This is a genomic window from Novosphingobium sp. BL-A-41-Hi4A-0G (assembly GCF_055521735.1).
The window spans coordinates 1614235-1639357 of sequence record NZ_CM145501.1 but is presented as its reverse complement, the minus strand read 5'-3'; the positions used below and the strand labels follow the sequence as shown (position 1 = coordinate 1639357).

Sequence of the window (25123 nt, the reverse complement as noted above, 5' to 3'; positions counted from 1 at the left end):
AGGCAAATGGCGGGTCTTTGGTTTGACGAATTCACCGTGGGGCAGGTGTTCCGGCACGAGGTGCGCAAGACCGTGCTGGATTACGAGAACAGCCTGTTTTCATCGCTCACCTACAATCCGGCGCAGATCCACATCGATCACGCTTACTGCGAAGGCACCGAATTCGGCCAGCCGCTGATGAACTCGATCTTCACGCTGGGTCTCGTGATCGGGCTGAGCGTGCAGGACACGACGATGGGCACCACGGTCGGCAATCTCGGCATGACCGATACGACCTTCCCCAAGCCGGTCTTCTCGGGCGACACCCTCCGCGCCGAAACGCGCGTGCTGGAACTGCGCGAGAGCAAGTCGCGCCCCACGCAGGGCATCGTGACGTTTGAGCATGTCGGGCTCAACCAGCGCGACGAAGTGGTGTGCCGTACCGTGCGCAATGCGCTCATGATGAAGAAGCCGGTGGCATGAGGCTGCGTTCGCTTCTGTTCGTGCCCGGAGACAGCGAGCGCAAGTTCGCCAAGGGCCGTGCGGCCGGTGCGGACGTGCTGATCCTCGATCTCGAGGATGCCGTCGCGCCTTCGATGAAAGCGGCGGCGCGCGAGCTGGTCGCGGGATGGCTGGGTGAGGCGGGCGATATCGAGGCCAGCCTCTTCGTGCGGGTCAACCCGCTCGACACCGGGCTGACCGCCGATGATCTTGCCGCCGTGGTGCGCCCCGGCCTTGCCGGCATTCTCGTGCCCAAGGCCAACGGCGCGCACGATATTGCCACCATTGCGGCGATGATTGATCCGCTGGAAGCCGCCGCCGGGATGGCGCCGGGCACGGTCAGGATCATGGTCGTCGCCACCGAGACCCCGCAGGCGATGTTCGCCCTCGGCAGCTACACGCCGCCCCACCCGCGCCTTGTCGGCCTGACCTGGGGCGCGGAAGACCTTGCCGCTGCCATCGGCGCGACCGACAACAAGGAACCCGATGGGCAGTGGACAGAGCCCTATCGCTACGCGCGCTCGCTGTGCCTGTTCGCCGCCGCGTCGGCCGGAGTGGTGCCGGTCGATACGCTCTATACCGATTTCCGCGATGCCGAGGGGCTTGAGATCGATTGCCGCCGCGCCCGCCGCGACGGGTTCCTTGGCCGGATCGCCATCCATCCCGATCAGGTGGCCACGATCAACCGCTGCTTCACCCCCTCGGATGAAGAAATCGCCCATGCGCGCCGGATCGTTGAGGCCTTCGCTGCCAATCCCGATGCGGGCACGCTGGGGATCGATGGCAAGATGGTCGATATCCCGCACCTCAAGGCCGCGTTGAAGACACTCGCTGCTGTCGGAGAAACCGCATGATCCACACCCGTCCGCTTCCCACCGAGGAAGACCTTCAGGCCATCCGCGAGGGCGTCCGCGCTGCCTGCGCGCCGTTTGGCGATGATTATTGGCTGGCCCGCGACAATGACGGCCAGTTCCCGCGCGAGTTTCACCGCGCCATGGCCGATGGCGGCTGGCTCGGCATCACCATGCCCGAGGAATTCGGCGGTTCAGGCCTTGGGGTGACCGAGGCGATGACCATGATGAACGAGGTTGCGGCCTGCGGCGGCGGCTTCGCGGCGGCTTCGACCATCCACATCAACCTGTTCGGCCCGCACCCCATCGTGGTGAAGGGCACGCCCGAGCAGAAGGCGCGCTGGGTGCCGCGGCTGGTCGCGGGCGAGGACCAGTGCTGCTTTGGCTTTACAGAGCCCGATGCGGGGCTCAACACCACCCGGATCAAGACTTTCGCCGAGAAGGTGCCCGGCGGCTACGTGGTGCATGGGCAGAAGGTCTGGACCTCCACCGCGCAGGTCGCCAACAAGATCATGCTGCTGACCCGCACGACCAAGCTGGAAGACTGCGCCCGGCCGACCGACGGGATCACCATTTTCTACACCGATCTCGACCGTTCGAAGATCGACGTGCACCTCATCCCCAAGATGGGCCGCAAGGCGGTGGATTCGAACGCGATCTTCATCGACGGGCTGTTCATTCCCGAGGAAGACCGCATCGGCGAGGAGGGGAAGGGCTTCGGCTATATCCTCCACAGCCTCAATCCCGAGCGCATCCTGATCGCCGCCGAAGCCATCGGCATCGGCCGCGATGCACTGCGCCGGGGCGTCAACTACGCCAAGGAGCGCGTGGTGTTCGATCGGCCCATCGGCATGAACCAGGGCATCCAGCACCCGCTCGCGGAAAAGTGGATGTACCTCGAAAGCGCCTGGCTGATGACCCAGCAGGCAGCACGCCTCTATGATCAGGGCCTGCCCTGCGGGGCCGAAGCCAATACCGCGAAGTTCCTTGCCGCGCGTGCTTGCCATGATGCGGCTTGGCAGGCCGTCGCGACCCACGGCGGCTTCGGCTACGCCAAGGAATACCATGTCGAGCGGCTCTACCGCGAAAGCGCACTGACCCGGCTCGCCCCGATCACCGAGCAACTGATCCTCTGCTTCATCGCGGAGAAAGTGCTCGATCTGCCCAAGAGCTATTGAGGAACATTCCATGGGATTGATGGACGGTAAGGCCGTGCTCGTGACGGGCGCGGGGCGCGGCGTGGGACGCGGGATCGCGCTGGCGATGGCCGAGGCCGGCGCTGCGGTCGTGGTCAACGATCTGGGCGTGGCGCTGAGCGGCGAGGGCGCCGATGAAGGCTCCCCCGCAGAGCAGGTCGTGGAGGAAATCCGCGCGGCGGGCGGCAAGGCCATCGCCAATCACGACAGCGTGGCCGAATGGGACGGAGCCTGCCGCATGGTCAAGGCCGCCGTCGATGGCTTCGGGCGGATCGACGGGGTGGTCAACAACGCGGGCAACTTGCGCGATGTCTACTTCCACAAGATGAGCCCCGAGGATTTCCGCGCGGTGATCGACGTGCACCTGATGGGCAGCTTCCACACCAGCCGCGCGGCGGCCCCGTTCTTCAAGGAGCAGGGCAGCGGGGCCTATGTCCACATGACTTCGACCAGCGGCCTGATCGGCAATTTCGGGCAGGCCAACTATTCCGCCGCCAAGCTGGGGATCGTCGGCCTCTCGAAGTCGATTGCGCTCGATATGCAGCGCTTCGGTGTCCGTTCGAACGCCGTCGCGCCGTTTGCGTGGACGCGGATGATCGATTCCATCCCGACCGATACGCCCGAGCAGCAAAAGCGGGTCGATGGCCTCAAGAAGCTCGATGCCAACAAGATCGGGCCGCTGTGCGTCGCCCTTTGCGGTGATGGTGCGGCCAAGGTTACGGGGCAGATCTTCGGCGTGCGCAACAACGAGATCTTCCTGTTCTCGCAGCCGCGTCCGATGCGTGCGGCCCATACGGCGGAGGGCTGGACGCCAGAAGCGATCTCCGAGCGGGTCTTCCCGCAGTTCGCGAACGATTTTTATCCGCTGCATCGCTCTGCCGATGTGTTCAGCTGGGATCCGGTGTGATCCAGCCAGCCGCGATCCTCGCGCATGATTTTGGCCGGCCGGAACAGACCTATGGCCCGCGCGATGCCATCCTCTATGCGCTGGGCGTGGGGCTGGGCTGCGATCCCTGCGATGCGGCCGATCTGGCGTTTCTGGACGAGCGGGCGCTTTCGGTCCTGCCGACTTTTGCGGTCACGCTATGCTCGCCGGGGATGTGGATCAAGGAACCTGCGCTGGGCGTCGATTTCGGCAAGCTGGTCCATGCCGCGCAGTCCGCAGAATTCCTCGCCCCCCTGCCGCCCTCGGCGCGCGTGCGGGGTGAGGCGCAGGTCATCTCGCTGACCGATCGCGGCGAAGGCAAGGGCGCGGTGCTCGTGCTCGAGCGGCGGATCTTCAATGCCGACGGCGGCGAACTGCTCTGCCGGCTTGAGCAGACCTTGCTTCTACGCGGAGACGGCGGCTTTGGCGGCCTGCCCGCGCCGCGCAGTGTCGATGCCTTGCCCGAACGCAAACCCGATCTGATGGCGCGCTTTGCGACGAGCTCGCGCGCGGCGCTGATCTACCGGCTCTCGGGCGACTGGAACCCGTTGCACCTCGATCCTGCCGTTGCGGCGAAGGCCGGTTTCCCCAGACCGATCCTGCACGGCCTTGCAAGCTACGGCGTCGCTGGCGCAGCCATATCGCGCGCGCTGGGCCGCGATCCGGCGGGGCTCAGGCTGCTGGCCTGCCGCTTTTCGGGGGTGGTCATGCCGGGCGACGAACTCGACTGGTGCATCTGGCGCGATGGCAATCACGCCGCCCGTTTCACCGCCCATGTCGGCACGCGCAAAGTGCTCGACGGCGGGCAGATCGCTTGGAAAGTGAAACCATGACAATCGCCTTGCCCAGCCTATTCAGTCCATTGCAGATGGGCGCGCTGGCGCTGCCGAACCGGGTCGTCATGGCTCCGCTTACGCGCGCCCGTGCCAGTGTGGACAATGTGCCCACTGCGCTGATGGCGATTTACTATGCGCAGCGTGCCGATTGCGGGTTGATCGTGTCCGAGGCGACGGCCGTCGATCCGCTCGGCATGGGTTGGTACCGCGTCCCGGGAATCTGGACCGATGCAATGGTCGAAGGCTGGCGCGCAGTCACCAATGCGGTCCATGCTGCGGGAGGGCGTATCGTACTTCAGCTGTGGCATATGGGGCGATTGGTCCTGCCCGACTACATCGGCGGTGCGCAGCCGCTGGGGCCATCGGCCATCGCTGCCACGGGCGAGACGTTCGCCCCGCCCGGCGAAGGGTATCAAGGCGGTTTCCTGCCGATGAAGCCCTATGTCATCCCGCGCGAGATGGACACCGCAGACATTGCTCGGCTCGTCGAAGCGTTCAGGCAAGGTGCCGCGCGCGCCCGGGATGCGGGTTTCGATGGGGTCGAGGTCCACGGCGCCAACGGCTACGTGATCGACCAGTTCCTGCAAAGCGCGAGCAACCGGCGAAGCGATGACTATGGCGGCAGCCTTGCCAACCGCACACGGCTGCTCGAGGAGGTGCTGGAGGCGGTGACGTCCGAGATGCCGGCGGATCGTGTCGGGCTGCGGATCAGCCCGACCAGCGCGCGCAAAGGCATGGGTGATGAGGATCCGGGCGCCCTCGCCGAAGGGGTAGCCACGATAGCAGGCCGTTTCGGTCTTTCCTATGTCCACCTCATCGAACCCATTGCTTCGGGTTTCATGGAGCGCCCGGACAATCCTGTGGTCGAACGGGTACGCAAGGCCTTCCCTGGGGTCACCATTCAGAACGGCAGCTTCGATGCGGCCAGTGCCGATGCCTGTATCACCAGCGGGCAGGCCGATGCGGTGTCGTTCGGACGCCCCTACATCGCCAATCCTGATCTCGTGCGCCGCATGCGCGAGGGGCTTCAGATCGCGGCACCCGATTTCGATTATGCCTATGTCGGGGAAGCGCGGGGGTACACCGACTACCCGGTGCTCTAGGAGATGCTGCGGTTCTCGCCTGCCCAACGGGGCGCGCGGAGGTCTTTCTTTGATATCTTGCCGCTGGGCACCAATGGGAAGCTTTCCATGAAAACCACGCGCTTGGGCGCCTTGTAGGCGGCAAGCAGGGTTCGCGCATGGGCGATGAGTTCTGCCTCGTCGGCCGTGCTCCCCGGGCGGAGCATGATGCAGGCCAGCACTGCCTCTCCCCAGCGCGCATCAGGCACCCCAATCACCGCGACTTGCGCGACCGCAGGGTGGGTCGACAGCGCGTTCTCCACTTCGGCGGAATAGATGTTCTCGCCGCCGGAGACGATCATGTCCTTCAGCCGGTCGACAAGGTAGTAGAACCCTTGCGCATCGCGCCGGGCGATGTCTCCGGTACGGTACCAGCCATGCTGGATCGCCTTTGCGGTTGCCTCAGGCTGCTTCCAGTATCCAGCCGTGATCGCAGGCGCGCGTACGACCAGTTCACCCGGCTCGCCATCGGGCACGTCCTCACCCTCGCTATCGATGATCCGGAAGCTGATGAGTGGCAGTGGCCGTCCGCACGATTGCAGACGGCCCTCATCGTTCAGATCGTGTTCGTCCGGCCGCAGGATCGAGAACGCTCCGCCAGCTTCGGTCGATCCGTAGAACTGCATGAACTGCCCTGGCATTCGCTGGATCGCCCGCCGAATGAGCCCGAGCGAAATGGGCGAGCCGGCATAGAGTGTCAGGCGCACCGAGGAAAAATCGGTGTGCTCCGCTGACGGATGGTCGATCAGCATCTGGATCATCGTGGGTGTCAGCGTCAGCAGCGACGGTCGGTCGCGCTGGATCGCGGCACACATCACGGCTGGATCGAACTGGCGCAGGATCCCGACTGCAACGCCGTTGTAGAGGCACTGGATCGCGATGCCGAGCGCAAGCAGATGGAAATTCGGCAAGGGATTGAGGAACAGGTCGTCGTGCTGCCACTGATAGGCCGGTTCCAGATGCTCGCACAGGCGCATTCGGTTCAACCCGCCGTGGCTCAACATCACCCCCTTGGGTACGCCGGTGGTGCCTGAGGTATAGAGCTGGAGCGCGATGTCCTCCTCGCTTACGGCGACTGCAGGATAGCTGTCCAGTTCGCCAGCGAACCGCGCTTCCAGCGTGTCCTCGTCATCGAACCATACCGTCTCGACCTCGCTGCCAGCCATTGCAAGAGCCTCCCGCCAGAGCGGCTCGAGGGCGCGCTCGGCAAAGACCAGCCCTGTTTCGCAATCGGCGATCAGAGCGGCCAGTTCGGGTGCAGCAAGCCGCCAGTTGAGCGGTACGAAAGTTGCGCGTGTACGCGCCGTGCCGATCAGCGCGAAGTAGAGGTCCGGACTGTTGAGACCGAAAAATCCGATGCGATCGCCAGCACCGACGCCTCTTGCGAGAAGTCCGCGTGCGATGCGGTTGGCGATGCGGTCGAACTCGGTGAACTCGATGGTGCGTGAGCCGTGTACCAGTGCTCGCCGATCCGGTTCGTGTCGTGCGAAATAGGCGATGGTATCACCGAGCGTGCGCACTTCTGGATAGAGCCACATATCCTGGTCCCGTGTCAGCCAGCGGCTTTGGCGATAGGCATCGAAACGTCTCCCGGTGAGCCGGTCCGCAGCAGCGTTTCCGCGTGCTCTTGACTATGTGACTAGGGCAGGGTTCAAAAATGTCAACTGATTTACCAAATTCAAGGAGCCCATGACTGTACTCGATCCATCGTGTGCCGATGTCCCGCTGGGCTATCCGGCGCTCGAACGCGGCACCCTTGCGATTCCCGCCGAACAGACGATCGCCACTGGTCAACTGGCTATCGCGCCAATCTATTGCAGTGAACACGTCGTGGGCAAAGCCATGCGCAAAGCCGCAGTGCTGCGCGAGGAACTGCTCCCCACAACCAAGTTCTGGAATTCCAGCAGCCGTCCTGAGGAGGCGCTGTCGGCTTTCGACCGGACAGTCGATCGGCATGGCTCGAAACGGTCGCTCTCTACCTGCTGCGCTGGCGACTGCCTACCCGCAAGAACTACGTTGAGCCCTGGAAGGCACTGATCTGGCTGCGCGACGAGGGCAGAGTGCGCGCCATCGGCGTCTCCAACTTCCGGCACGAGCATCCTCGGCATCACGAGGTCGATCGAGAAGAGCATGCGCGCTTTCGCACTGATGGACGGCGGCGCTTCTGTGCAGTTGTAGCCTTGCGCTAGGATCTCTCATTCGCGTTGCGGCAGTATCCTGTTGTGATGGTACATCAGTTCAACAACCGAAACTCTATCCATCTGATCGCCGAAACATACGATCGCAGAAACGAAGTTCGCGGGGGTATTGGTGGGGGTATTTGCGCCTGTTCTAAGATAATGAATAACAACATCAGATGGTTAGGGCTGCCTTATAGATCCCTCCTCCGCTACCATTACCCCAACGACCTGGATGTGCTGTCTGGCAGCAGTCGCCGTGCCGATTTGCCGAGGCTTCGGCGTTACGCACGTCTGGTTGCCCAAAGCTGCGATGGGCACAAGCACGGCTGCTGAGCGCAGGATGGTATCCCGCGAGCTTGGCAACCGTGATTCTGTGCAGGCTGGTTTTGAAGCGGCTTCTCAGGCGCTGAGGCGGTAGCCGAAGCCTCGTACGTTCTCAACGACCGGCGGTCCCAGCGCGTGGAGCTTGCGGCGCAGTCGGCTGAGGTACACCTCGACGATATTGGTGAGAGGATCGTCCTCGATACCCCACACCGCGCGCAGGATTTCGGTGCGGGAGATTACCGTGCCGGGTGATTCCATTAGCAGGCGCAAGACGCCCATTTCCTTGACCGTCAATTGTACCGGGGCGCCGCCGCGCGTCAGTGTCATCGTGCGCGGATCGAAGTGCAGGTCGCCCACAGTGAGGGACCCATCGGCCTGTACCGGGTTGACCTGCGGGCGGCTCATCCGGCGTTTGACGGCGTCCATCCGGGCCAGCAGTTCTTCGAACGCAAAGGGTTTGGGCAGGTAATCGTCGGCCCCGCCTTTCAGTCCTCGAATGCGGTCCGCGATCTCGTCTCGCGCCGTGACCATGATGACCGGTGTCGTCACGCCTAACTCCCGGATTTCTGCACAGACGTCGAACCCGGACATGTCGGGCAGGGTGACATCGAGCAGGATGAAGTCGAACGCGAGACCCTTGGCAAGCTCCAGTCCGGTCACACCGTCGGTGGCCAGCGTGACCTTGCAGCCTTCCTGCGTGAGACCGCGATGCAGCGTCGCCGCAAGTTCGACTTCGTCTTCGATGAGCAGTAGTTTCATGAGTCTTATCCGTCAGCCATCGCATAGGCCGGCATGAGGGGGAGTCGGATCGTGACGATTGTCCCGACGTTGAGCTTGCTTTTGAGCCTGATGGTGCCGCCCATGGCCTCGGTGATGGATCGTGCAATCGAAAGGCCCAGGCCCTGACCGCTTCCGGTCTGCCTGCTTCCCCGGCGAAAGCGCTGGAACAGGAACGGGATGTCTTCGCTCGGAATTCCGTCGCCATGATCGGTAATGATGATCAAGGCATGCCCATCCTCGGCTTCAACCGATACGTCAACCTTCGGCGCCTCGGTAGAATAGCAAACAGCGTTGTCGACAACGATGCGAATGACCTGCTTCAGGCGCATCTCATCGCCTTCGACGATCAGCGAAGGTGGTGCATCGTTCAGCACGATGCTTCCCCCGTCTGCTTCGATCACACGGTGGAAATCATCGATTGACTGGCGCACTGCGGCAACTGCGTCGACCGGTTCGATGCTGGTCTTCAGCATCGGCTCTTCCGCGCGGGCGAGATGGAGCATGTCGTCGATCATTTCGCCCATGAGCTCGGACAGGCGCACGATCCGGTCAAGGCCTGCGCGAAGGTCTTCGGTTTGGGCTTTGTCATCACGCAGGGTGATTTCCGCCTCGGACCGCATGATCGAAAGCGGCGTGCGCAACTCGTGGCTTGCATCTGCCAGAAACTGCTGTCGCAAGCGATTGGCGCGTTCCAGCGAGCGGTTGGTCGCGGCGAGTTCTGCGGTCCGGCGCGCGACGGCGCGTTCGAGTTCCTCGTTTGTCTGGCGCAGGCTGTCCGCTGCCTCGGCGACGCGTGCCGCCATGGTGTTGAAGCTTTCGGCGATTGTGCGAAACTCGGTCGTTCCCACCACCGGTACCGGCTGATTGTAGTCCCCCGCTGCCAGGGCCTGTGTGCCGCGCCAAAGGTTGCCAAGCGGGCGGATGATCTGGCGTTGTCCCCAGAACACCGCCAGCAAGCCACAGATCGCAACGACCGACAGTGTCAGGGTCAGGGTATCGATCACCCCTTGAATGGCTTCAACCGAACTGCGCCGGTATTCCTTCGCTTCGCGCTCCTCGACCTTGATCGCCTCGAATACGAGATCTTCCCAGAGGGTTTCGGGCTTGCTACCGCTCAGCGACCGTTCAAGGCTGGCACCGATCTTGTGGAGGATCTCACGCTGGTGCACTTCCTCTTCGACCGCCGCGGCGCGCTTCTTGCGACGCAGCGGCGTTTCGCTGAGGATCTTGATCTCGGCGTTGATGTAGCGTTCCGCGTTGACGACATGCGATCGCACGCCATCGATGTAGAGCTGGCGATCCTTGGCAAAGCCTTCAGGATTGACGTAGCGTTCCTGCTGCAGGGTGTAGCCAAGCACAGCCAGGCGCTGGAACGAGCTCAGGGACTGGGAAGAGGCTTCTGACCGTTCTTGCTCTGCGCGCACGACCTTGACGGCATGATTGGCGATGACTCCCGGCACGGCGATCGCGAAGATCACCATAACCAGTGCAACCCAGAATTTGAGGCGAAGCGCGTTCATTCTCGCTCAGATCCGATCGGAGTAGGCGCAACCGGCTGCAATTGGCAGTTGGCCAGACTGGCTGCAGACGATGGCCCGCCAACTTTCTCCTCACGCATAAAAACGGTGTTCCCCTGCCTGCATCTCTCGCGCCCTTATAGAACGCTCGTACAGGCCCTGTCCTGCGCATTACATTGTCTTGCAAGAGCTGATCGATCAACGAAGCGGGCGATTAAATTTCCATGAATGACAGGACTGCTACAGCACGGCTAATGCCATGGTGTCGACGCTCGATCCATCACCGAAAGGGATGACAAGCCGATTGCACCGTGCCAACGGCATGAAATGCGTACCACACACGACGAGGTGAGCGTCCGGCTCTATCATCTGGCCGATGGTCCTGACGGTGGATCGGCGAATACGCTTTTCTATGGCCCGTTGTACCGTGCCCTGCAGATAGCCGCCGAACAGCCCGAAGCGGTGCAGGATGGCCTGTTCATCGCAACCGACAACGATGTCGTGGCTTACCTTGACCTCATCGATCCGTAACGCCGCAAGTCAAACCGCTTCACCCGCCGCGCGGCCACTCGCCCAGGCCCACTGGAAATTGTAGCCGCCGAGCCATCCGGTGACGTCCACCGCCTCGCCGATGGCGTGGAGGCCGGGGACATTGCTCGCTTCCATCGTCTTCTGGGAGAGGGCCCGTGTGGAAATGCCGCCTGCGGTTACCTCGGCCTTGGCATAGCCCTCGGTGCCGTTCGGGTGGAACGGCCAGCGTGCAAGCTGGTCCTGCGCCTTGCGCAGCGCCGCATCGCGCATTGCGGACAACTCGCCTTCAAGCCCTAACCGTTCGACAAGTGTCTCCGCCAACCGCTCGGGCAAGCGGCGGGCGAGGGCCGTGCGGAAAGCCGACCGCGGGCGCGCTCGCTTCTCTTCGATCAGCCAATCGCTTTCTGCCGTTGGCAGGAAGTCCACTTCGATCGGCGTTCGGTGCTGCCAGTAGGATGAAATCTGCAGCATGGCCGGGCCGGAAAGCCCCTTGTGCGTGAACAGGGCAGCCTCGCGGAAGGCAGTTTTGCCCCAGCGTGCGATCACGTCAGCCGAAACGCCCGAAAGCGACCGGAACAGCGCTTCGTCCTCGCCGAGCGTAAACGGAACGAGGGCAGGGCGGGTCTGCACGATGGGCAGGCCGAACTTGCGCGCAATATCCAGCGCGAAGCCCGTGGCCCCCATCTTGGGAATGGAAAGACCGCCCGTTGCAAGAACGAGTCCGGGGGCGGAATGGTCGCGCCCGTCTATGGTCACGCGGTACTGGCCATCGACATGCTCGACCGCGCTGACCGGCTGGCCAAACGCAAAGCTCACGCCGCCATCCCGGCACTCGGCCATCAACATCTCGACGATCTGGCGCGCGGAGCTATCGCAGAACAGCTGCCCCAGCGTCTTTTCATGCCAGGCGATGCCGTGGCAGTTCACCAGTTCGAGGAAGTCGGCAGGCGTGTATCGCGCCAGCGCAGACCGCGCAAAGTGCGGGTTTTCCGAGATGTAGCGATCGGCTGCGGTGTGAATGTTGGTGAAATTGCAGCGCCCGCCTCCTGAAATCAGGATCTTCTTCCCCGGCTCGTCGGCGTGGTCGACCAGCAGCACCCGACGCCCGCGCTGCCCGGCGGTGAGCGCAGCCATGAGCCCCGCCGCTCCCGCGCCGAGGATGATCGCGTCGTAGGTTGCGCTCACTTGAGCACTTCGGCGGCCAGCGCTTCGGCCACCTTGATCCCGTCAACCGCAGCCGAAAGGATGCCCCCGGCATAGCCCGCGCCTTCTCCCGCAGGGTAAAGACCGCGCGTGTTGAGGCTCTGGCAATCCCGCCCGCGCGTGATCCGCACTGGTGCGGAGGTGCGGGTTTCGACGCCGGTCATGACCACGTCGGGGTGATCGTAGCCCGGAACCATCCGGCCAAACACCGGCAGTGCCTCGCGGATGGATTCGATCACATAGTCCGGCAGGCACGTCTTCAGTTCGGTCAGGTGCACGCCCGGCTTGTAGCTGGGGATCACGTCGCCGAATTCGGTGGAGGGCCGGTCCTCAAGGAAATCGCCGAGCTTCTGCCCGGGTGCCATGTAGTTGCGCCCACCTGCTTCAAAAGCGAGGCTTTCCCAGTGACGCTGGAACGCCATACCCGCCATCGGCCCGCCAGGGTAATCACGATTGGGGTCGATATCGACCACGAGGCCGGAGTTGGCGTTGAACTCCGCCCGCGAATACTGGCTCATGCCGTTGGTCACGACGCGGCCTTCTTCGCTCGTCGCGGCAACCACGCGCCCGCCCGGGCACATGCAGAACGAATAGACCGTGCGGCCATTGCTGCACTTGTGCGAGATCGAATAGGCTGCGGGGCCAAGGATCTTGTTGCCAGCGCTCGGGCCATAGCGGGCAGTGTCGATCCAGCTTTGCGGATGTTCGATGCGCACGCCGATGGCGAAGGGCTTGGCCTCGATGTGGACACCGCGATCGTACAGGACCTGGAAGGTGTCGCGCGCCGAATGGCCGACTGCCATGATCACATGGCGGGCGGGCAGGAACGAGCCGTCCGAGAGGTGCAGGCCAGCGATACGCCGCTCGCCATCCGGAGCAGTCTCGATCTCGAAGTCCTCGACGCGGGTCTGGAAGCGGTATTCGCCGCCAAGGCTCTCGATCGTCTCGCGCATGGACATGACCATGGTGACGAGGCGGAAGGTGCCGATGTGTGGATGGGCTTCGGTCAGGATGTCGTCGGGCGCACCCGCTTTCACGAACTCGACGAGCACCTTGCGCCCGAGGTGGCGTGGGTCCTTGATCCGGCTGTAAAGCTTGCCGTCCGAGAAGGTGCCGGCTCCGCCTTCGCCGAACTGGACGTTCGATTCCGGCTCCAGCACCGAGCGGCGCCACAGGCCCCAGGTGTCCTTGGTGCGTTCGCGCACAGCCTTGCCACGTTCGATGATGATGGGTTTGAGGCCCATCTGGGCGAGGATCAGGGCAGCGAGCAGGCCACAGGGCCCCGCGCCGATTACCACCGGGCGCTCACCGTTCCAGCCTTGCGGGGCCATTACCGGGAATTTGTAAGAGGTATCGGGCGTCGGCTTGACGTTCTGGTCGTCGGCAAAGCGGGCCAGGACCTCGGCCTCGTTGGCAATGACGCAATCGACCACATAAGTCAGCAGGATTGCGTGCTTCTTGCGGGCATCGTTGCCGCGACGGAAAATCTGGAAACGTTCGAGGTCTGCCGGCGCGATATCCAGACGTGCGCAGATCGCCGCAGGGAGGTCCTCTGCGGCGTGATCGAGTGGCAGTTTCAGTTCATTGATACGAAGCATGGCGCCGCCCTAGCGAAATCGCGCGGGCGGCGCCACTTGTGCGTTATGCCGTGAACGGACCTGCAAACGCGATCTCGCCGACGGGCTTGCGACTGCTGACCACTTCGCGCTCGCGCAGCATGTCCGGCAGCTGCGACTTGTCGCCCTGCTTGCCGATCACGAAGGCCATTTCCACGCGGTAGCCTTCGGGCAGGTTGAGCACTTCAGCAGCCTTGGCGAAGTCAACGCCGGTCATGCCATGGGTATGGTAACCGAGGTGCAGGGCCTGCAAGGCAGCGTTGGCCCAGGCGGCACCGGTATCGAAGCTGTGGCTGTGGTTCGGGTTGTTGCCACGGTCGCTGCGCATGAATTCGTCCGAAACCGCATAGACCAGCACGCCCGCATCCTTGGCCCAGCTCTGGTTGAACTCCACCAGCGCCGAAAGGAACTTGTCGAAGTTGGCATCGCCCTTGTGCGCATAGGCAAAGCGCCACGGCTGGTAGTTGTAGGCGCTGGCAGCAAGGCCTGCTGCTTCGAAGATCACGTCGAGGTCCGACTGCGGCACAGCCGATCCATCGAACGCGCGCGGGCTCCAGCGGTTGACGATGATCGGCAGGACGCGGGGAGAAGCGGTACGGGTCATGGGATGCTCCTTGGAGAGGTATGGGAAAGATAGGGGGGTGGGGCCGGAGCGCAATCGCACGAGGCCAATGCACTCCGGCCCGCGGGGGGTATCAGCGGCGGTCGAAGCCGAAGCGGCCCGAGCCGAAAGCGGCGACCTGCAGCAGGCCACCAGCCAGCGCCACGTTCTTGAAGAAGTGGATGAACTGATTCTGGTCGGCGAGGTTCGCGTGGAAGCCGACGGCAGCTGCAAGGCTGAACAGTGCGATGGCCGATGCGACGATCCGGGTGCGGAACCCTGCGATCAGCAGCAGGCCGCCTACGAGCTCGACGATCACCGCGATGGCATAAGCCACGCTCGGGGCGGGCAGTCCTGCGCTGCTGATATAGGCGATGGTGCCGGTGGGATCGGCCAGCTTGGAAACACCGCTCAGCACGAAGATTGCGGCAAGCAGTACCCGGCCTGTCGCTGCCAGCAGGTCTGACGTGGTGGACGATGCGCGGGGCACATCAAGGGCAATGGTGGTCATGGGATCGGTCCTTTGCAGAAGTCTGGATTGGGGAATTTGGGGGAACAGTTCGGTCACGGTCAGGCCGCGTCGACGAGAACCAGCTCGGCGTCCTCAAGTGCGGTAATGACGATCTCGGTGAGGCCGGTGATAGCCACGCCATCGCGGGCATTGGCTTCGACGTCGCCGATGCGGATCTTGCCCTTGGCAGGAACAAGGTAGGCGTGGCGGTCTTCGGTCAACTCGTAGCGAACCGTTTCGCCTGCCTTCACCGTTGCACCAAGGACGCGGGCGTTGGCGTTGATGGTCAGCACGTCGCTGTCACCAGCGATGCCCGAGGCCAGCGCTACGAACCTGCCCTCACGGCTGTCTTTTGGGAAAGGACGCGCGCCCCAGCTCGGTGCGTGGCCACGGCGATCGGGGATGATCCAGATCTGGAACAGGCGGGTTTCCTCGCCTTCGAGATTGAATTCCGAATGCGCGATGCCGGTGCCGGCGGACATTACCTGCACGTCACCCGCTTCAGTGCGGCCTTCGTTGCCAAGGTTGTCGCGATGGGTGATCGCGCCCTGGGTGACATAGGTGATGATCTCCATGTCGCTGTGCGGGTGGGTGGGAAAGCCGCTCTTGGGAGCGATGCGATCGTCGTTCCACACGCGCAATGCACCCCAGTGAACGCGCGCTGGATCATGGTAGCCGCCGAACGAGAAGTGGTGGTGGGCATCGAGCCAACCGTGGTTTGCTGCACCGAGCGAGGCGAAGGGACGCAGTTCGATGTGAGCTTTTGCAAGTGTCTGGGTCATGGCGATTTCTCCAAACGGGCGGTGTCTGGTCCGTCCTGTTGGGGCGGAGATAGGCCTTGCGATCCGTTCGGAATATCCCGATAAATTCAATCAGGATATTCGAATTACTTGAAAGGCCCGTCGATGGACGTCGGACAGCCAACACTCGACCAGCTCCGCCTGTTCCTCGCTGTGGTGGACGAAGGCAGCTTCAACGCCGCAGCGCGCAAGTTGGGCCGCGCCATCTCGGTCGTCAGCTATGGCATCGTGACGCTGGAAACGCAGTTAGGGGTGACGCTGTTCGATCGCGAGGGGTCGAAAAAGCCGGTACTTACCCCCGCAGGCAAGGCAATGCTGGCGCAGGCGCGGGCCGTGGCTGACGATATCGACGCGCTGATCGCGGGCGTCCGGAACTTCAATCAGGGTCTCGAAGCGGAACTTGGCCTGGCCATCGATGTGATGTTCCCGACCCACCTTGTGGCTCAAGTCCTGCGCGAATTTCAGCAGATATTCCCGACTGTCCAGTTGCGCCTGAATGTCGAAGCGCTTGGAGCCATTGCCGCGCTCGTGCTCGATGGGTCGGCCGAACTCGGCATATCCGGCCCGGAACTTGTTGCCATTCCGGAACTTGAACGCGAAGTCATTGGCCAGGTGGATCTCATCCCTGTCGCAGCGCCGGACCATGCGCTGGCGCGGATGAGCGTCATTCCACCCGGAGAAGCGCGCAAGCATCGCCAGCTTGTCCTGACAGACCGTTCCCGACTGACCGAAGGACGGGATTTCTCCGTGTTCGCGGCAAGCACGTGGCGGCTGGGCGATCTGGGATCGCGCCATGCCTTGCTAAGGGAAGGGATCGGCTGGGGTAACATGCCCCGACATCTTGTCGAGACGGACCTGGCCTCCGGTCGCCTCGTACAACTGGCTCTGCCCGAGGCTCCGGGAATGCCTTATCGCTTCCACGCGTTATGGCGGCGGGACTGTCCTATCGGACCTGCACGTGCCTGGGTGCTCGATGCGCTACGCTCGCGACTTGCCCAGTGTCCTGATGCGACAGCGCCCCGACAGCGAGGCTGACGGGGCGCGTCACGTTTCAAGCCCAAGACAATCAGGTGCTGGCGCTCTTGCGCTTGAAGGCTGCGTTGCCGTTGGCCTTGATCTTGGCAATCTCGAGTCCTGGGCTGGCCGGAAATCCGTTCTTTGGCCCCTGCGCCGGGCTCGATGCCTTCGATGCTGGAACTGCAGTTGCCGCTCTCGTGCCGGCCATGGCAATGGCTGGGGAAAGTACACTCGCAGCAGCAAGCGTTGCGGCAAGCCGCTTGATCATCATATTCATTTTTAGCCCCCCGAAGGTTGTCTCATACTACGAGTGCACTGATCCCGCGTGCTCGCTCGTCGTAGCAAGTTTCAGCCCGGCGGGGTTTACCGAAATGCAACATTCGTAATTAAGTTAAATTTAACTATAAGAATTTAGTCCGAAATGACTTTATTTTTCCGCAGAATTCTGCCGTTTTTTGAGCAGCGCAGACCGGAGACAGCGACAAACGACCTCGTTTCGCTGATTGATAAGTTCATGTTTGAAAGTGACAATCCCGGCGTCAGGGCGCGAGCGGCTCTCGCGAATTTCCACCACCTCGGTGCTTGCACGCATCGTGTCGCCGATGAAAACCGGCAAGGGCATGACGAGCTTGTCGTAGCCCAGATTTGCCACCAGCGTGCCCAAAGTCGTGTCTCCGACCGACAATCCGACCATCAGCGCGAAGGTGAATGTGCCGTTCACCAGGATCTGACCGAACTCGCTCGCCCTTGCCGATTCGGCATCGATGTGGAGCGGCTGCGGGTTGTGGGTCATGACCGAGAACAGCAGATTGTCGGTCTCGGTGACCGTGCGGCGGATTTCGTGCTCGATCGTGTCACCCACCTGCCATTCGTCGAAGAACTTGCCCGCCATCAGACTTCTGCCTTCTCGATCTGCGCCAGCACCGCCTCGACCTGAACCTGTGCGCCAGCGACTGCATTCAGTTCAGCCACCATTCCATCGAACGGAGCGGTGAGGGCATGCTCCATCTTCATTGCCTCAAGCACCATGAGCTTCTGTCCCTTGGTGACGGACTGCCCTGCGGAGACGTCGACAGAGATGACCTTGCCGGGCATGGGCGCGAGGATCGCACCATCCAAAGCCGATCCACCCGCACCACCTTCGGCCCGGGCCATCCTGACAAGGAACCGCTCACCGCCCTCGTCGATGCCGGTCACGTCTTCGCCGGGCCAATAGTCGACCGCCTGCTCCTGCGGGAGGTCCACGGCGAAGGTTCGCCCGTACTGGTCCGACAGTCTTATCTCCCGTCGCGCCGGAGCATTCATGCGGAAACCGCTCTGGCTGCTCCAAGGCGTCAGGCCGGGCGTGCCAACAAGACGCATCGCCGCTAGCCCCAAAGCCTCGGCTGAAGGCTCGGGCCTCGTTGTAAGGGTCTCCAGATTCCGCTCGATCAGCCCGGTATCCACCACACCCGTTTCGAACGCCGCGTGGCCAAGCAGCCGCCACAGGAACCCGCTGTTGGTAATCAGCGGTCCTACGACGCCTTCCTCGAGCGTCTCGCGCAGGCCAGCGATGGCCTCTGACCGGGTGTCGCGATGGACGATGACCTTGGCGATCATTGGATCGTAGAACGGCGTGATCTCGGCGCCTGCTTCCACGCCGGTATCGATCCGGGCGCGGTAGTGCGGGAAGATGAAGTCGTCGACGCGGCCGATGCTCGGCAGAAAGCCTCGTGTCGCGTCCTCTGCATAGAGCCGCGCTTCCATCGCCCAGCCGTTGATGCTCAGCTCATCCTGTCGCTTGGGCAACGCTTCGCCCGAAGCCACCCGCAACTGCCACTCCACCAGATCGACCCCGGTGATCTCCTCGGTTACCGGGTGCTCGACCTGCAGGCGCGTGTTCATTTCCATGAACCAGATGCGGTCCGCGCGCAGACCTTCCGACCCGTCGGCGATGAATTCGATGGTGCCCGCGCCTTCGTAATCGACAGCCTTGGCCGCACGCACTGCCGCGCCGCACACCGCCTTGCGCGTAGCCGCGTCCAAGCCGGGGGCAGGGGCCTCCTCGATCACCTTCTGGTGGCGCCGTTGCAGCGAGCAATCACGTTCGAACAGGTGGACGACGTTGCCATGGCTGTCGCCGAAGACCTGCACTTCGATGTGCCGGGGCGAGAGAATGTACTTCTCGATCAGCACCCGATCATCGCCAAACGACGATGCAGCCTCACGGCGGCACGAAGCCAGGGCCTCGGCAAAGTCCCTGGCGCGCTCAACCCGCCGCATGCCCTTGCCGCCGCCACCCGCCACGGCCTTGATCAGCACGGGATAGCCAATCGCATCGGCTTCGGCCTGCAATCGCTCAGGGCTTTGGTCCTCGCCCAGATATCCCGGCGTTACCGGTACACCTGCCGCAATCATCCGCGCCTTGGCCGCGTCTTTCAGACCCATGGCGGTGATCGAGGCAGGCTTGGGCCCGACCCAAACAAGTCCCGCATCCAGCACCGCCTGCGCGAACTCGGCGTTTTCCGAAAGAAACCCGTACCCCGGATGGATAGCCTCGACTCCCGTGGCGAGCGCCGCGGCAATGATCCGCTCGCCCACCAGATAGCTCTCGCGCGCTGCTGCAGGTCCGATGTGTACCGCCTCGTCCGCCGAGCGCACATGCAGCGCGTTGCGGTCAGCGTCGGAGTAAACCGCGACCGTGCGAATGCCCAGGCGCCGCGCAGTGCGAATGACCCGGCAGGCGATCTCGCCGCGATTGGCGATGAGTAGGGATTTGATCATTGCCCCGGACACTCCGTGGTGCGGGTGGAAAAAGTGATGTTCAGAATCTTCCACGCGCCATTCTCGCGGATCAGATCGAAATGATCATATCCGCAACTGACGACCTTGCCGCCGACGGTAGTCGTGAAGGGTGCCCATACCATCGCGACATCGGCATCCTGCTCGATCACCGGGTTGCTGATGCGTTCTATGAAACCCGAACCCAATTTCATCTTTGCGGCATATTCTGCGAAAGTCTGCGTGCGCATGAAAGCCGCTCCGTCGGGCTTTGCTCCCCGGGCGGTTACTCGGCCTTCGGGATAGACCAGCTTCAAGAGCGCCTCGCCATCTCCGCTTTCAAGCGAGGCAAACGTGGCGTCGATCACCTGCAATATCGCTTTGTCGCCAAAGTCCGGTTGCGCGAGCGGGGCCGCCTTCGGCAGCGCGGTGTCAGCTGAAAGTGCGAACGAGAGGATCATGCTGATCATTGCCATCACATCCTGAACACCCCGAAGCGGGGCGCCTCCGCAATCGGTTCCTGCAGGCAAACCTCTAGGGCCAACCCCAGCACATCCCTTGTCTGCACCGGATCGATCACCCCATCGTCCCACAGCCGCGCCGTGGCGTAATAGGGATTGCCTTCGTCTTCGTACTTCTGGCGGATCGGCGCCTTGAAGGCTTCTGCTTCCTCCGGCGACCACTTGTCTGCATCGCGATGCACCGTCGCCAGCACGCTTGCGGCCTGCTCACCGCCCATCACCGAGATGCGAGCATTGGGCCATGTGAACAGGAAGCGCGGCTGATAGGCGCGGCCGCACATGCCGTAGTTGCCTGCGCCGAAGCTCCCGCCGATCAGCACGGTGATCTTCGGGACCTGTGCCGTCGCTACCGCAGTCACCAGCTTGGCGCCGTGCTTGGCGATGCCCTCTGCCTCATATTTGCCGCCAACCATGAAGCCCGAGATGTTCTGCAGGAACAGCAGTGGAATGCGGCGCTGGCAGGCGAGTTCGATGAAATGCGCGCCCTTCTGCGCGCTTTCAGAAAACAGCACGCCGTTGTTGGCGAGGATCGCTACTGGAAGCCCGTGGATATGGGCAAAGCCGCAGACCAACGTGGTGCCGTAGTGCGCCTTGAACTCGTGGAACTCACTGCCATCGACGATCCGCGCGATGACCTCATGCACGTCATAGGGTGCGCGCACGTCCTCGGGAATGATCGAGTAGAGCTCTTCCGCATCGTACTTCGGCGGGACAGGCTCCCGCCGTGCAATGCCCGCATCGCCTGCAGAGCCGATGTGCGAAACGATATCGCGTACGATCGTCAGCGCGTGCTCGTCACTATCGGCCAGATGATCGACCACGCCAGACTTGCGCGCATGAAGGTCACCACCGCCAAGCGCTTCTGCGGTGATCTCCTCGCCCGTCGCTGCCTTAACCAGCGGAGGCCCGGCCAGAAAGATCGTGCCCTGATCCCTTACGATCACCGATTCATCGCTCATCGCCGGAACATAGGCGCCGCCCGCCGTGCACGATCCCATCACGCTGGCGATCTGCGGGATGCCCAGCGCGCTCATGTTGGCCTGGTTGTAGAAGAACCGCCCGAAGTGATCGCGATCCGGGAACACCTCTGCCTGGTTGGGCAGGTTCGCGCCGCCGCTGTCCACCAGATAGACGCAGGGCAGGCGGTTCTCCTGCGCAATCTCCTGCGCACGCAGGTGCTTCTTCACCGTCATCGGGAAGTAGGTGCCGCCCTTGACCGTCGCGTCATTGGCAAAGACCATGCACTGTCGGCCCGAAACGCGGCCCACGCCCGTGATGATTCCAGCGCCGGGCACCTCGTCGCCATACATGCCGCCCGCCGCGAGCTGCCCGATCTCGAGGAACGGCGAGCCGGGATCGAGGAGCCGTTCAACCCGGTCACGCGGGAGCAGTTTGCCCCGCGAGACGTGGCGTTCCCGGCTGCGCTCGTCACCGCCCAGCGCGGCTTTGGCGACCCGATCCCGCAGTTCGGCAGCCAGCGCACGGTTGTGCGCCGCGCGTGCCCGCGCCTGTTCGGAGTTGAGTTCGATGTTGCTCGAGAGGACCGGAGCGCTCAACGCGTGCTGCCTTTCAGGTGCGGTTTAAGATGGCGGGAGAAAAAGGGCAGCACATGCGTGCGAAACCGCTCCTTCACCCGGTTGCCGTGGTCGCCCACATAGATTTCCCAGTCGTGCGCAATGCTGAACCGGGTCAGCGTGTCGTGGATCAGTTCGTCGTCCGCCCTCACGAAATCGCTATCCCCGGTATCGATGGCGATGCCGCTCATCCCTTTCAGCGAGGGCAGGTATTGCGAGGCCATTGCCACCGGCGAATTGGCCGCCCACTTGGCGATGACCAGTTCGTTGACCTTGCCATCGCTCGTACCAAGATCGGCGTAGAACGGGGGCTTGGCGGGGTTGGGCGACCATGCTGCCGCCACGGCAAAGTTGCCCCGGCTCATCCAGTCAGCCGTAAGGGCTTGATCCACTGACCAGCCTTCGTACTTCGGATCGGCCGAAGAGGCGGGGCGCGGGATCTGGCAGCAGGGGTTCATCGCATAGAGCGCACCGAACACGTCTGCCCGCTTCATGCCTAGCTTGAGCGTGCCATAGCCGCCCATCGAATGCCCGGCGAGGCCGCGCGCCTCACGCGTCGCAATCGTGCGGAAGTGCTTGTCCGTCCACGCCACCAGATCGACCGCCACGAAATCCTCGAAGTTCCCAACCGTCGGTGAGTTCGAATACATCGATCCGCCCCACTTGGTCATGCTGTCGGGCACGACGATGATCGCCTCGACGCCGGATGCCTTCAGCGCCGCATCGAAGTCATTGCGCTCGACATACTGGTCAGCGGTCGAATTGTACCCGTGCAGGAAATAGATCACCGGATAGCGCTTGCCCTTGGCCTTGTCGTAGCTGTCGGGCAGGAACACGTAGACCGTGCGCTCGGCGGAGTTGCCCTCCAGATTGCCTTCGACAGATGCGCTGTGGACCGTAGTCTTCTCCATCCGCGCAAGTGCCGGATGGGAAAGCCCGAGCAGGGCGGCACAGGCAACAAGGGTTTTCAGGCGCATCGATCTCTCCACAAGGTCACTATCGTTTGCCGATCAGCGCGCTCCGATAAGTTCACGCCCGATCAGCATCCTGCGGATTTCATTGGTTCCTGCACCGATGTCCAGCAACTTGGCATCGCGCAGGTAGCGCTCCACCGGCCAGTCCTTGGTATAGCCTGCACCGCCCAGCGCCTGCACCGCCTCGCCCGAAACGCGGAACGCGTTCTCGCTGGCTAGCAGGATCGCCCCTGCCGCATCAAAGCGCGTGGTTTGCCCGGCGTCGCAAGCCTTGGCCACGGCATAGACGTAGGCTCGCGCCGACTGGATCGCGACGTACATGTCGGCCACCTTGGCCTGCATCAATTGGAACGTGCCGATCGGCTGGCCGAACTGCTTGCGCTCGCGGACATAGGGGATGACCGTGTCGAGGCACGCCTGCATGATGCCGATCTGCATACCCGCCAGCACCACGCGCTCGTAATCCAGCCCGCTCATCAGCACGCCCACCCCGCCATGCAGCGGCCCCATCACGTTCTCTTCCGGCACGAAGCAATCGTCGAAGACCAGTTCGCAGGTGGGCGATCCGCGCAGGCCCATCTTGTCGATCTTCTGGCCGATGGAGAAGCCGGGCATGTCCTTCTCGATCAGGAATGCGGTGATGCCCCGGCTGCCTGCATCAGGAGAGGACTTGGCATAGACCACCAGCGTGTCGGCATAAGTGCCGTTGGTGATCCAGAACTTGGTGCCGTTCAGGCGGAATCCGCCCGCAACAGGTTCGGCGCGCAGCTTCATCGATACAACGTCCGATCCAGCGCCCGCCTCAGACATGGCAAGGCTGCCCACGTGCTCGCCCGAGATCAGCTTGGGCAGGTACTTCGCCTTCTGCTCGTCACTGCCCCAGCGGCGGATCTGGTTGACGCAGAGGTTGGAGTGCGCGCCATAGGACAGGCCGACCGACCCGCTTGCGCGGCTGACTTCCTCTACCGCAATGACGTGGTCGAGATAGCCGAGCCCAAGCCCGCCGAACTCTTCCTCCACCGTGATGCCATGCAGGCCCAGCGCGCCCATAGGCTCCCACAACTCGCGCGGGAAGCGGTCGTTGCGGTCGATCTCGGCGGCGAGGGGGGCGATCTGCTCATCGGCAAAGCGACCCGCCGCCTCGCGGATCATCAGGGCGCTTTCGGTCAGGCCGAAGTCGAAATCGGGCGTGGCGCGCATCTCGGGCATCCTCTGCAAGCTTTTTCGCGTCTAAAGGTATCATCGCAAAACCATCGCTCAAAATTGATTTATCGTGCGCCCTGCGATAGATTTTACCTATGATGAAACGCGCCCATCTCCGCCAGTTCCTTGCCCTCGTCGAAACGGGGAATTTCACTCGCGCGGCAGAGCGCCTTGGCGTGGCGCAGCCGACACTGTCTGCTGCCATTGCCGAGCTTGAGCGCCTTGCCGGGACACGCCTGTTCATGCGCGACAAGCGCCAGGTCCGCCTGACAGATGCGGGCGCCCGTCTCGTCACCCACGCCCGCGCCATAGAGCGCGAATTCCGCGCCGCCGAAGCCGCCTTCGCCGATGCGCCGATCCCGCTTAGTCCCTTGCGTCTGGGCGTTCTGCCTTCCGTGGCCACGCCCATGCTCTCGGGCGTGGTCCGCCGCTTTACCGGTCCACAGCCGCTGAGCCTTTCCGAAGGCACCGACGCAGAACTGCGCCGCAAACTAGGAGAAGGGCAGATCGATGCGATCCTCACGCTCTTGCGCCCCGAAGACGCCGACCGGCCCTCGCTCACGCTGCTGGAAGAAGGCTACCGCCTGCTCATGCCCGAAGGCCACCCCCTTGCCGGAGCCGCGCTGCTCGATGCTCGCGATGTCGCCACCGAGACCATGATCGCCCGCCGCTCCTGCGAGATACTGGGCGAGACCAGTCGCTGGTTCACCCAGCGCGGCGTGCGCCCGCCGTTCTTCCTGCGATCGTCCAACGATGATCGCTGCATCGAGATGGTGAGAGCCGGGATGGGTGTGACAACCGCACCGCAATCGCTGGCGCGGGACGGGGTCGTCGCGGTGCCGCTGGCTGATTACGATTTCAGGCGCACCATCGGGCTGATCGCTGCGCGGGAGCGTCCGGATCTTGTTGTCGATTCAAGTGCGCTGGCTGAAGCCGCGCGTGCCGCTTTTACTTGACCGCGTAGAGCAGGCGGCCCTCACCAAGACGCTCCAGCACGCCGTTGATGTCACTGTTCGAAAAGGCGAAGCAGCCCTGGCTGCGCCCAATCCGCCCCTGTGTCGCCGCCATGTCCTCGCTGACATAGCTTGCCGCGTGGATCACGATGCCGCGTTCGAGCGCGGCGCTGTTGGCATCTTCCAGCCCGATCAGACGACGCGAACGGCCATGCTTGCCGTAGTAGGTCACGCCAGTGAGAAAAGCACCGGGGCTCGATGCGTTCGAGCCGTAGCGGTTCGAAAACCGCTGCACCCAACCGCTGTTGGCCGGGTCAGACCCGCTGCCATGCGAAACGAGGTGCGAGGAGACGACCTTGCCGGCCTCGATGTCGACCAGATGGAACCGCGATTCGCGCGAAGCCTTGCCGAAATCGACCAGTCCGACGAGGTCACGGTGCCGGATATGCGCCCCGTGCGCATCCAGCGCCGCAATCGCGCGCTGCACCAGCAACGGCGGCGTCGGCTGCGCGAAAGGGGAGACTTCCAACTCTTTGGGAGGCGTGACTGCCAGTGCAGGCTGGCCCGATACGGCCATGCTGCCCAGCGTTGCAACCATGGCGCCCAAAAACTGGCGCCGATCAGGAACCATTATGCGAGACCCCAGTTA

Annotated in this window: 26 protein-coding genes; 10 read left to right on the top strand and 16 right to left on the bottom strand. The window is 63.1% G+C overall.

Annotation, left to right across the window (positions count from 1 at the left end; translation table 11 throughout):
- The first annotated feature begins 6 nt into the window (after positions 1-6).
- Genes ACZ1JX_RS07960 through ACZ1JX_RS07935 form a run of 6 tightly spaced genes read left to right on the top strand, consistent with a single transcriptional unit; the run spans position 7 to position 5391 of the window.
- Entirely contained in the window at positions 7-462 is a 456-nt protein-coding gene (locus ACZ1JX_RS07960) for a MaoC family dehydratase (RefSeq protein ID WP_054121301.1), read from the top strand.
- Positions 459-1334 (top strand): HpcH/HpaI aldolase/citrate lyase family protein, encoded by an 876-nt coding sequence (locus ACZ1JX_RS07955; protein WP_465126213.1) that lies wholly within the window; start codon positions 459-461, stop codon positions 1332-1334. Before ACZ1JX_RS07960 ends, ACZ1JX_RS07955 begins: the two co-directional genes overlap by 4 nt.
- Positions 1331-2509: an acyl-CoA dehydrogenase family protein gene (locus ACZ1JX_RS07950; RefSeq protein WP_465126212.1), complete on the top strand. Its 1179-nt coding sequence runs from the start codon at positions 1331-1333 to the stop codon at positions 2507-2509. The genes ACZ1JX_RS07955 and ACZ1JX_RS07950 overlap by 4 nt, the downstream gene beginning before the upstream one ends.
- 10 nt (positions 2510-2519) lie before the next feature.
- Entirely contained in the window at positions 2520-3434 is a 915-nt protein-coding gene (locus ACZ1JX_RS07945; RefSeq protein ID WP_465126211.1) for an SDR family NAD(P)-dependent oxidoreductase, read from the top strand.
- Complete coding sequence (locus ACZ1JX_RS07940; RefSeq protein ID WP_054121297.1) at positions 3431-4285, top strand: MaoC/PaaZ C-terminal domain-containing protein; 855 nt, start codon at positions 3431-3433, stop codon at positions 4283-4285. The genes ACZ1JX_RS07945 and ACZ1JX_RS07940 overlap by 4 nt, the downstream gene beginning before the upstream one ends.
- Positions 4282-5391 carry an alkene reductase gene (locus ACZ1JX_RS07935; RefSeq protein ID WP_465126210.1) on the top strand — a complete coding sequence of 370 codons (1110 nt, stop codon included), beginning with the start codon at positions 4282-4284 and terminating at the stop codon, positions 5389-5391. Before ACZ1JX_RS07940 ends, ACZ1JX_RS07935 begins: the two co-directional genes overlap by 4 nt.
- Here the strand turns inward: ACZ1JX_RS07935 and ACZ1JX_RS07930 are convergent.
- Positions 5388-6947: a long-chain-fatty-acid--CoA ligase gene (locus ACZ1JX_RS07930; protein WP_465126209.1), complete on the bottom strand. Its 1560-nt coding sequence runs from the start codon at positions 6945-6947 to the stop codon at positions 5388-5390. The two genes, ACZ1JX_RS07935 and ACZ1JX_RS07930, sit on opposite strands and share 4 nt — an antisense overlap.
- Before the next feature lie 151 nt (positions 6948-7098).
- Here ACZ1JX_RS07930 and ACZ1JX_RS07925 point away from each other — a divergent pair, with 151 nt between their 5' ends.
- On the top strand, positions 7099-7446 hold the full coding sequence (locus ACZ1JX_RS07925) for a hypothetical protein (RefSeq protein ID WP_156309599.1): 348 nt from the start codon (positions 7099-7101) through the stop codon (positions 7444-7446).
- 542 nt (positions 7447-7988) lie between these two features.
- On the opposite strand, the gene ACZ1JX_RS07920 is transcribed toward ACZ1JX_RS07925, so the two are convergent.
- Together ACZ1JX_RS07920 and ACZ1JX_RS07915 are read right to left on the bottom strand one after the other, a co-directional pair.
- Positions 7989-8672, bottom strand: coding sequence for a response regulator transcription factor (locus ACZ1JX_RS07920; RefSeq protein ID WP_465126208.1), 684 nt, complete (start codon positions 8670-8672; stop codon positions 7989-7991).
- A gap of 5 nt (positions 8673-8677) precedes the next feature.
- Positions 8678-10213, bottom strand: coding sequence for a sensor histidine kinase (locus tag ACZ1JX_RS07915; RefSeq protein ID WP_465126207.1), 1536 nt, complete (start codon positions 10211-10213; stop codon positions 8678-8680).
- Between the two features lie 324 nt (positions 10214-10537).
- Here ACZ1JX_RS07915 and ACZ1JX_RS07910 point away from each other — a divergent pair, with 324 nt between their 5' ends.
- The gene (locus tag ACZ1JX_RS07910; RefSeq protein ID WP_465126206.1) at positions 10538-10741 is read left to right on the top strand and encodes a hypothetical protein; all 204 of its coding nucleotides are present in this window, start codon (positions 10538-10540) and stop codon (positions 10739-10741) included.
- A 9-nt stretch (positions 10742-10750) separates the two neighbouring features.
- Here the strand turns inward: ACZ1JX_RS07910 and ACZ1JX_RS07905 are convergent, their stop codons facing one another.
- From ACZ1JX_RS07905 to ACZ1JX_RS07885, 5 genes are all read right to left on the bottom strand, one after another.
- Complete coding sequence (locus tag ACZ1JX_RS07905) at positions 10751-11926, bottom strand: BaiN/RdsA family NAD(P)/FAD-dependent oxidoreductase (protein ID WP_465126205.1); 1176 nt, start codon at positions 11924-11926, stop codon at positions 10751-10753.
- The gene (locus ACZ1JX_RS07900) at positions 11923-13542 is read right to left on the bottom strand and encodes an NAD(P)/FAD-dependent oxidoreductase (RefSeq protein ID WP_465126204.1); all 1620 of its coding nucleotides are present in this window, start codon (positions 13540-13542) and stop codon (positions 11923-11925) included. Before ACZ1JX_RS07900 ends, ACZ1JX_RS07905 begins: the two co-directional genes overlap by 4 nt.
- 43 nt (positions 13543-13585) lie before the next feature.
- Positions 13586-14164: a nitroreductase family protein gene (locus tag ACZ1JX_RS07895; protein ID WP_465126203.1), complete on the bottom strand. Its 579-nt coding sequence runs from the start codon at positions 14162-14164 to the stop codon at positions 13586-13588.
- Between the two features lie 91 nt (positions 14165-14255).
- Complete coding sequence (locus ACZ1JX_RS07890; RefSeq protein WP_465126202.1) at positions 14256-14672, bottom strand: DoxX family protein; 417 nt, start codon at positions 14670-14672, stop codon at positions 14256-14258.
- Between the two features lie 59 nt (positions 14673-14731).
- Positions 14732-15454 (bottom strand): pirin family protein, encoded by a 723-nt coding sequence (locus tag ACZ1JX_RS07885; protein WP_465126201.1) that lies wholly within the window; start codon positions 15452-15454, stop codon positions 14732-14734.
- Between the two features lie 123 nt (positions 15455-15577).
- On the opposite strand from ACZ1JX_RS07885, the gene ACZ1JX_RS07880 reads away from it, so the two are divergent.
- Positions 15578-16507, top strand: a complete 930-nt coding sequence (locus ACZ1JX_RS07880) for a LysR family transcriptional regulator (protein WP_465126200.1) — start codon at positions 15578-15580, stop codon at positions 16505-16507.
- Between the two features lie 31 nt (positions 16508-16538).
- Here ACZ1JX_RS07880 and ACZ1JX_RS07875 read toward each other — a convergent pair whose 3' ends face one another.
- The 7 genes from ACZ1JX_RS07875 to ACZ1JX_RS07845 all read right to left on the bottom strand — a co-directional run bounded on the left by ACZ1JX_RS07875 (position 16539) and on the right by ACZ1JX_RS07845 (position 23518).
- The gene (locus tag ACZ1JX_RS07875; protein ID WP_465126199.1) at positions 16539-16766 is read right to left on the bottom strand and encodes a hypothetical protein; all 228 of its coding nucleotides are present in this window, start codon (positions 16764-16766) and stop codon (positions 16539-16541) included.
- A gap of 150 nt (positions 16767-16916) precedes the next feature.
- A complete protein-coding gene (locus tag ACZ1JX_RS07870; protein ID WP_465126198.1) occupies positions 16917-17381 on the bottom strand; it encodes a MaoC family dehydratase in 465 nt (154 codons plus the stop codon).
- Positions 17381-19252, bottom strand: a complete 1872-nt coding sequence (locus ACZ1JX_RS07865) for an acetyl/propionyl/methylcrotonyl-CoA carboxylase subunit alpha (RefSeq protein ID WP_465126197.1) — start codon at positions 19250-19252, stop codon at positions 17381-17383. Before ACZ1JX_RS07865 ends, ACZ1JX_RS07870 begins: the two co-directional genes overlap by 1 nt.
- Positions 19249-19719 carry a nuclear transport factor 2 family protein gene (locus ACZ1JX_RS07860; protein ID WP_465126196.1) on the bottom strand — a complete coding sequence of 157 codons (471 nt, stop codon included), beginning with the start codon at positions 19717-19719 and terminating at the stop codon, positions 19249-19251. The genes ACZ1JX_RS07865 and ACZ1JX_RS07860 overlap by 4 nt, the downstream gene beginning before the upstream one ends.
- A gap of 5 nt (positions 19720-19724) precedes the next feature.
- On the bottom strand, positions 19725-21326 hold the full coding sequence (locus ACZ1JX_RS07855; protein ID WP_465126195.1) for a carboxyl transferase domain-containing protein: 1602 nt from the start codon (positions 21324-21326) through the stop codon (positions 19725-19727).
- Positions 21323-22321 (bottom strand): alpha/beta hydrolase, encoded by a 999-nt coding sequence (locus ACZ1JX_RS07850; RefSeq protein ID WP_465126194.1) that lies wholly within the window; start codon positions 22319-22321, stop codon positions 21323-21325. The genes ACZ1JX_RS07855 and ACZ1JX_RS07850 overlap by 4 nt, the downstream gene beginning before the upstream one ends.
- Before the next feature lie 33 nt (positions 22322-22354).
- Positions 22355-23518 carry an isovaleryl-CoA dehydrogenase gene (locus ACZ1JX_RS07845; RefSeq protein ID WP_465126379.1) on the bottom strand — a complete coding sequence of 388 codons (1164 nt, stop codon included), beginning with the start codon at positions 23516-23518 and terminating at the stop codon, positions 22355-22357.
- Between the two features lie 98 nt (positions 23519-23616).
- Between ACZ1JX_RS07845 and ACZ1JX_RS07840 the strand changes: the two genes are divergently transcribed.
- On the top strand, positions 23617-24477 hold the full coding sequence (locus ACZ1JX_RS07840; RefSeq protein WP_465126193.1) for a LysR family transcriptional regulator: 861 nt from the start codon (positions 23617-23619) through the stop codon (positions 24475-24477).
- Here the strand turns inward: ACZ1JX_RS07840 and ACZ1JX_RS07835 are convergent.
- Positions 24470-25072, bottom strand: a complete 603-nt coding sequence (locus ACZ1JX_RS07835) for a murein L,D-transpeptidase catalytic domain family protein (RefSeq protein ID WP_465126192.1) — start codon at positions 25070-25072, stop codon at positions 24470-24472. The two genes, ACZ1JX_RS07840 and ACZ1JX_RS07835, sit on opposite strands and share 8 nt — an antisense overlap.
- Positions 25073-25123 lie beyond the last annotated feature (51 nt).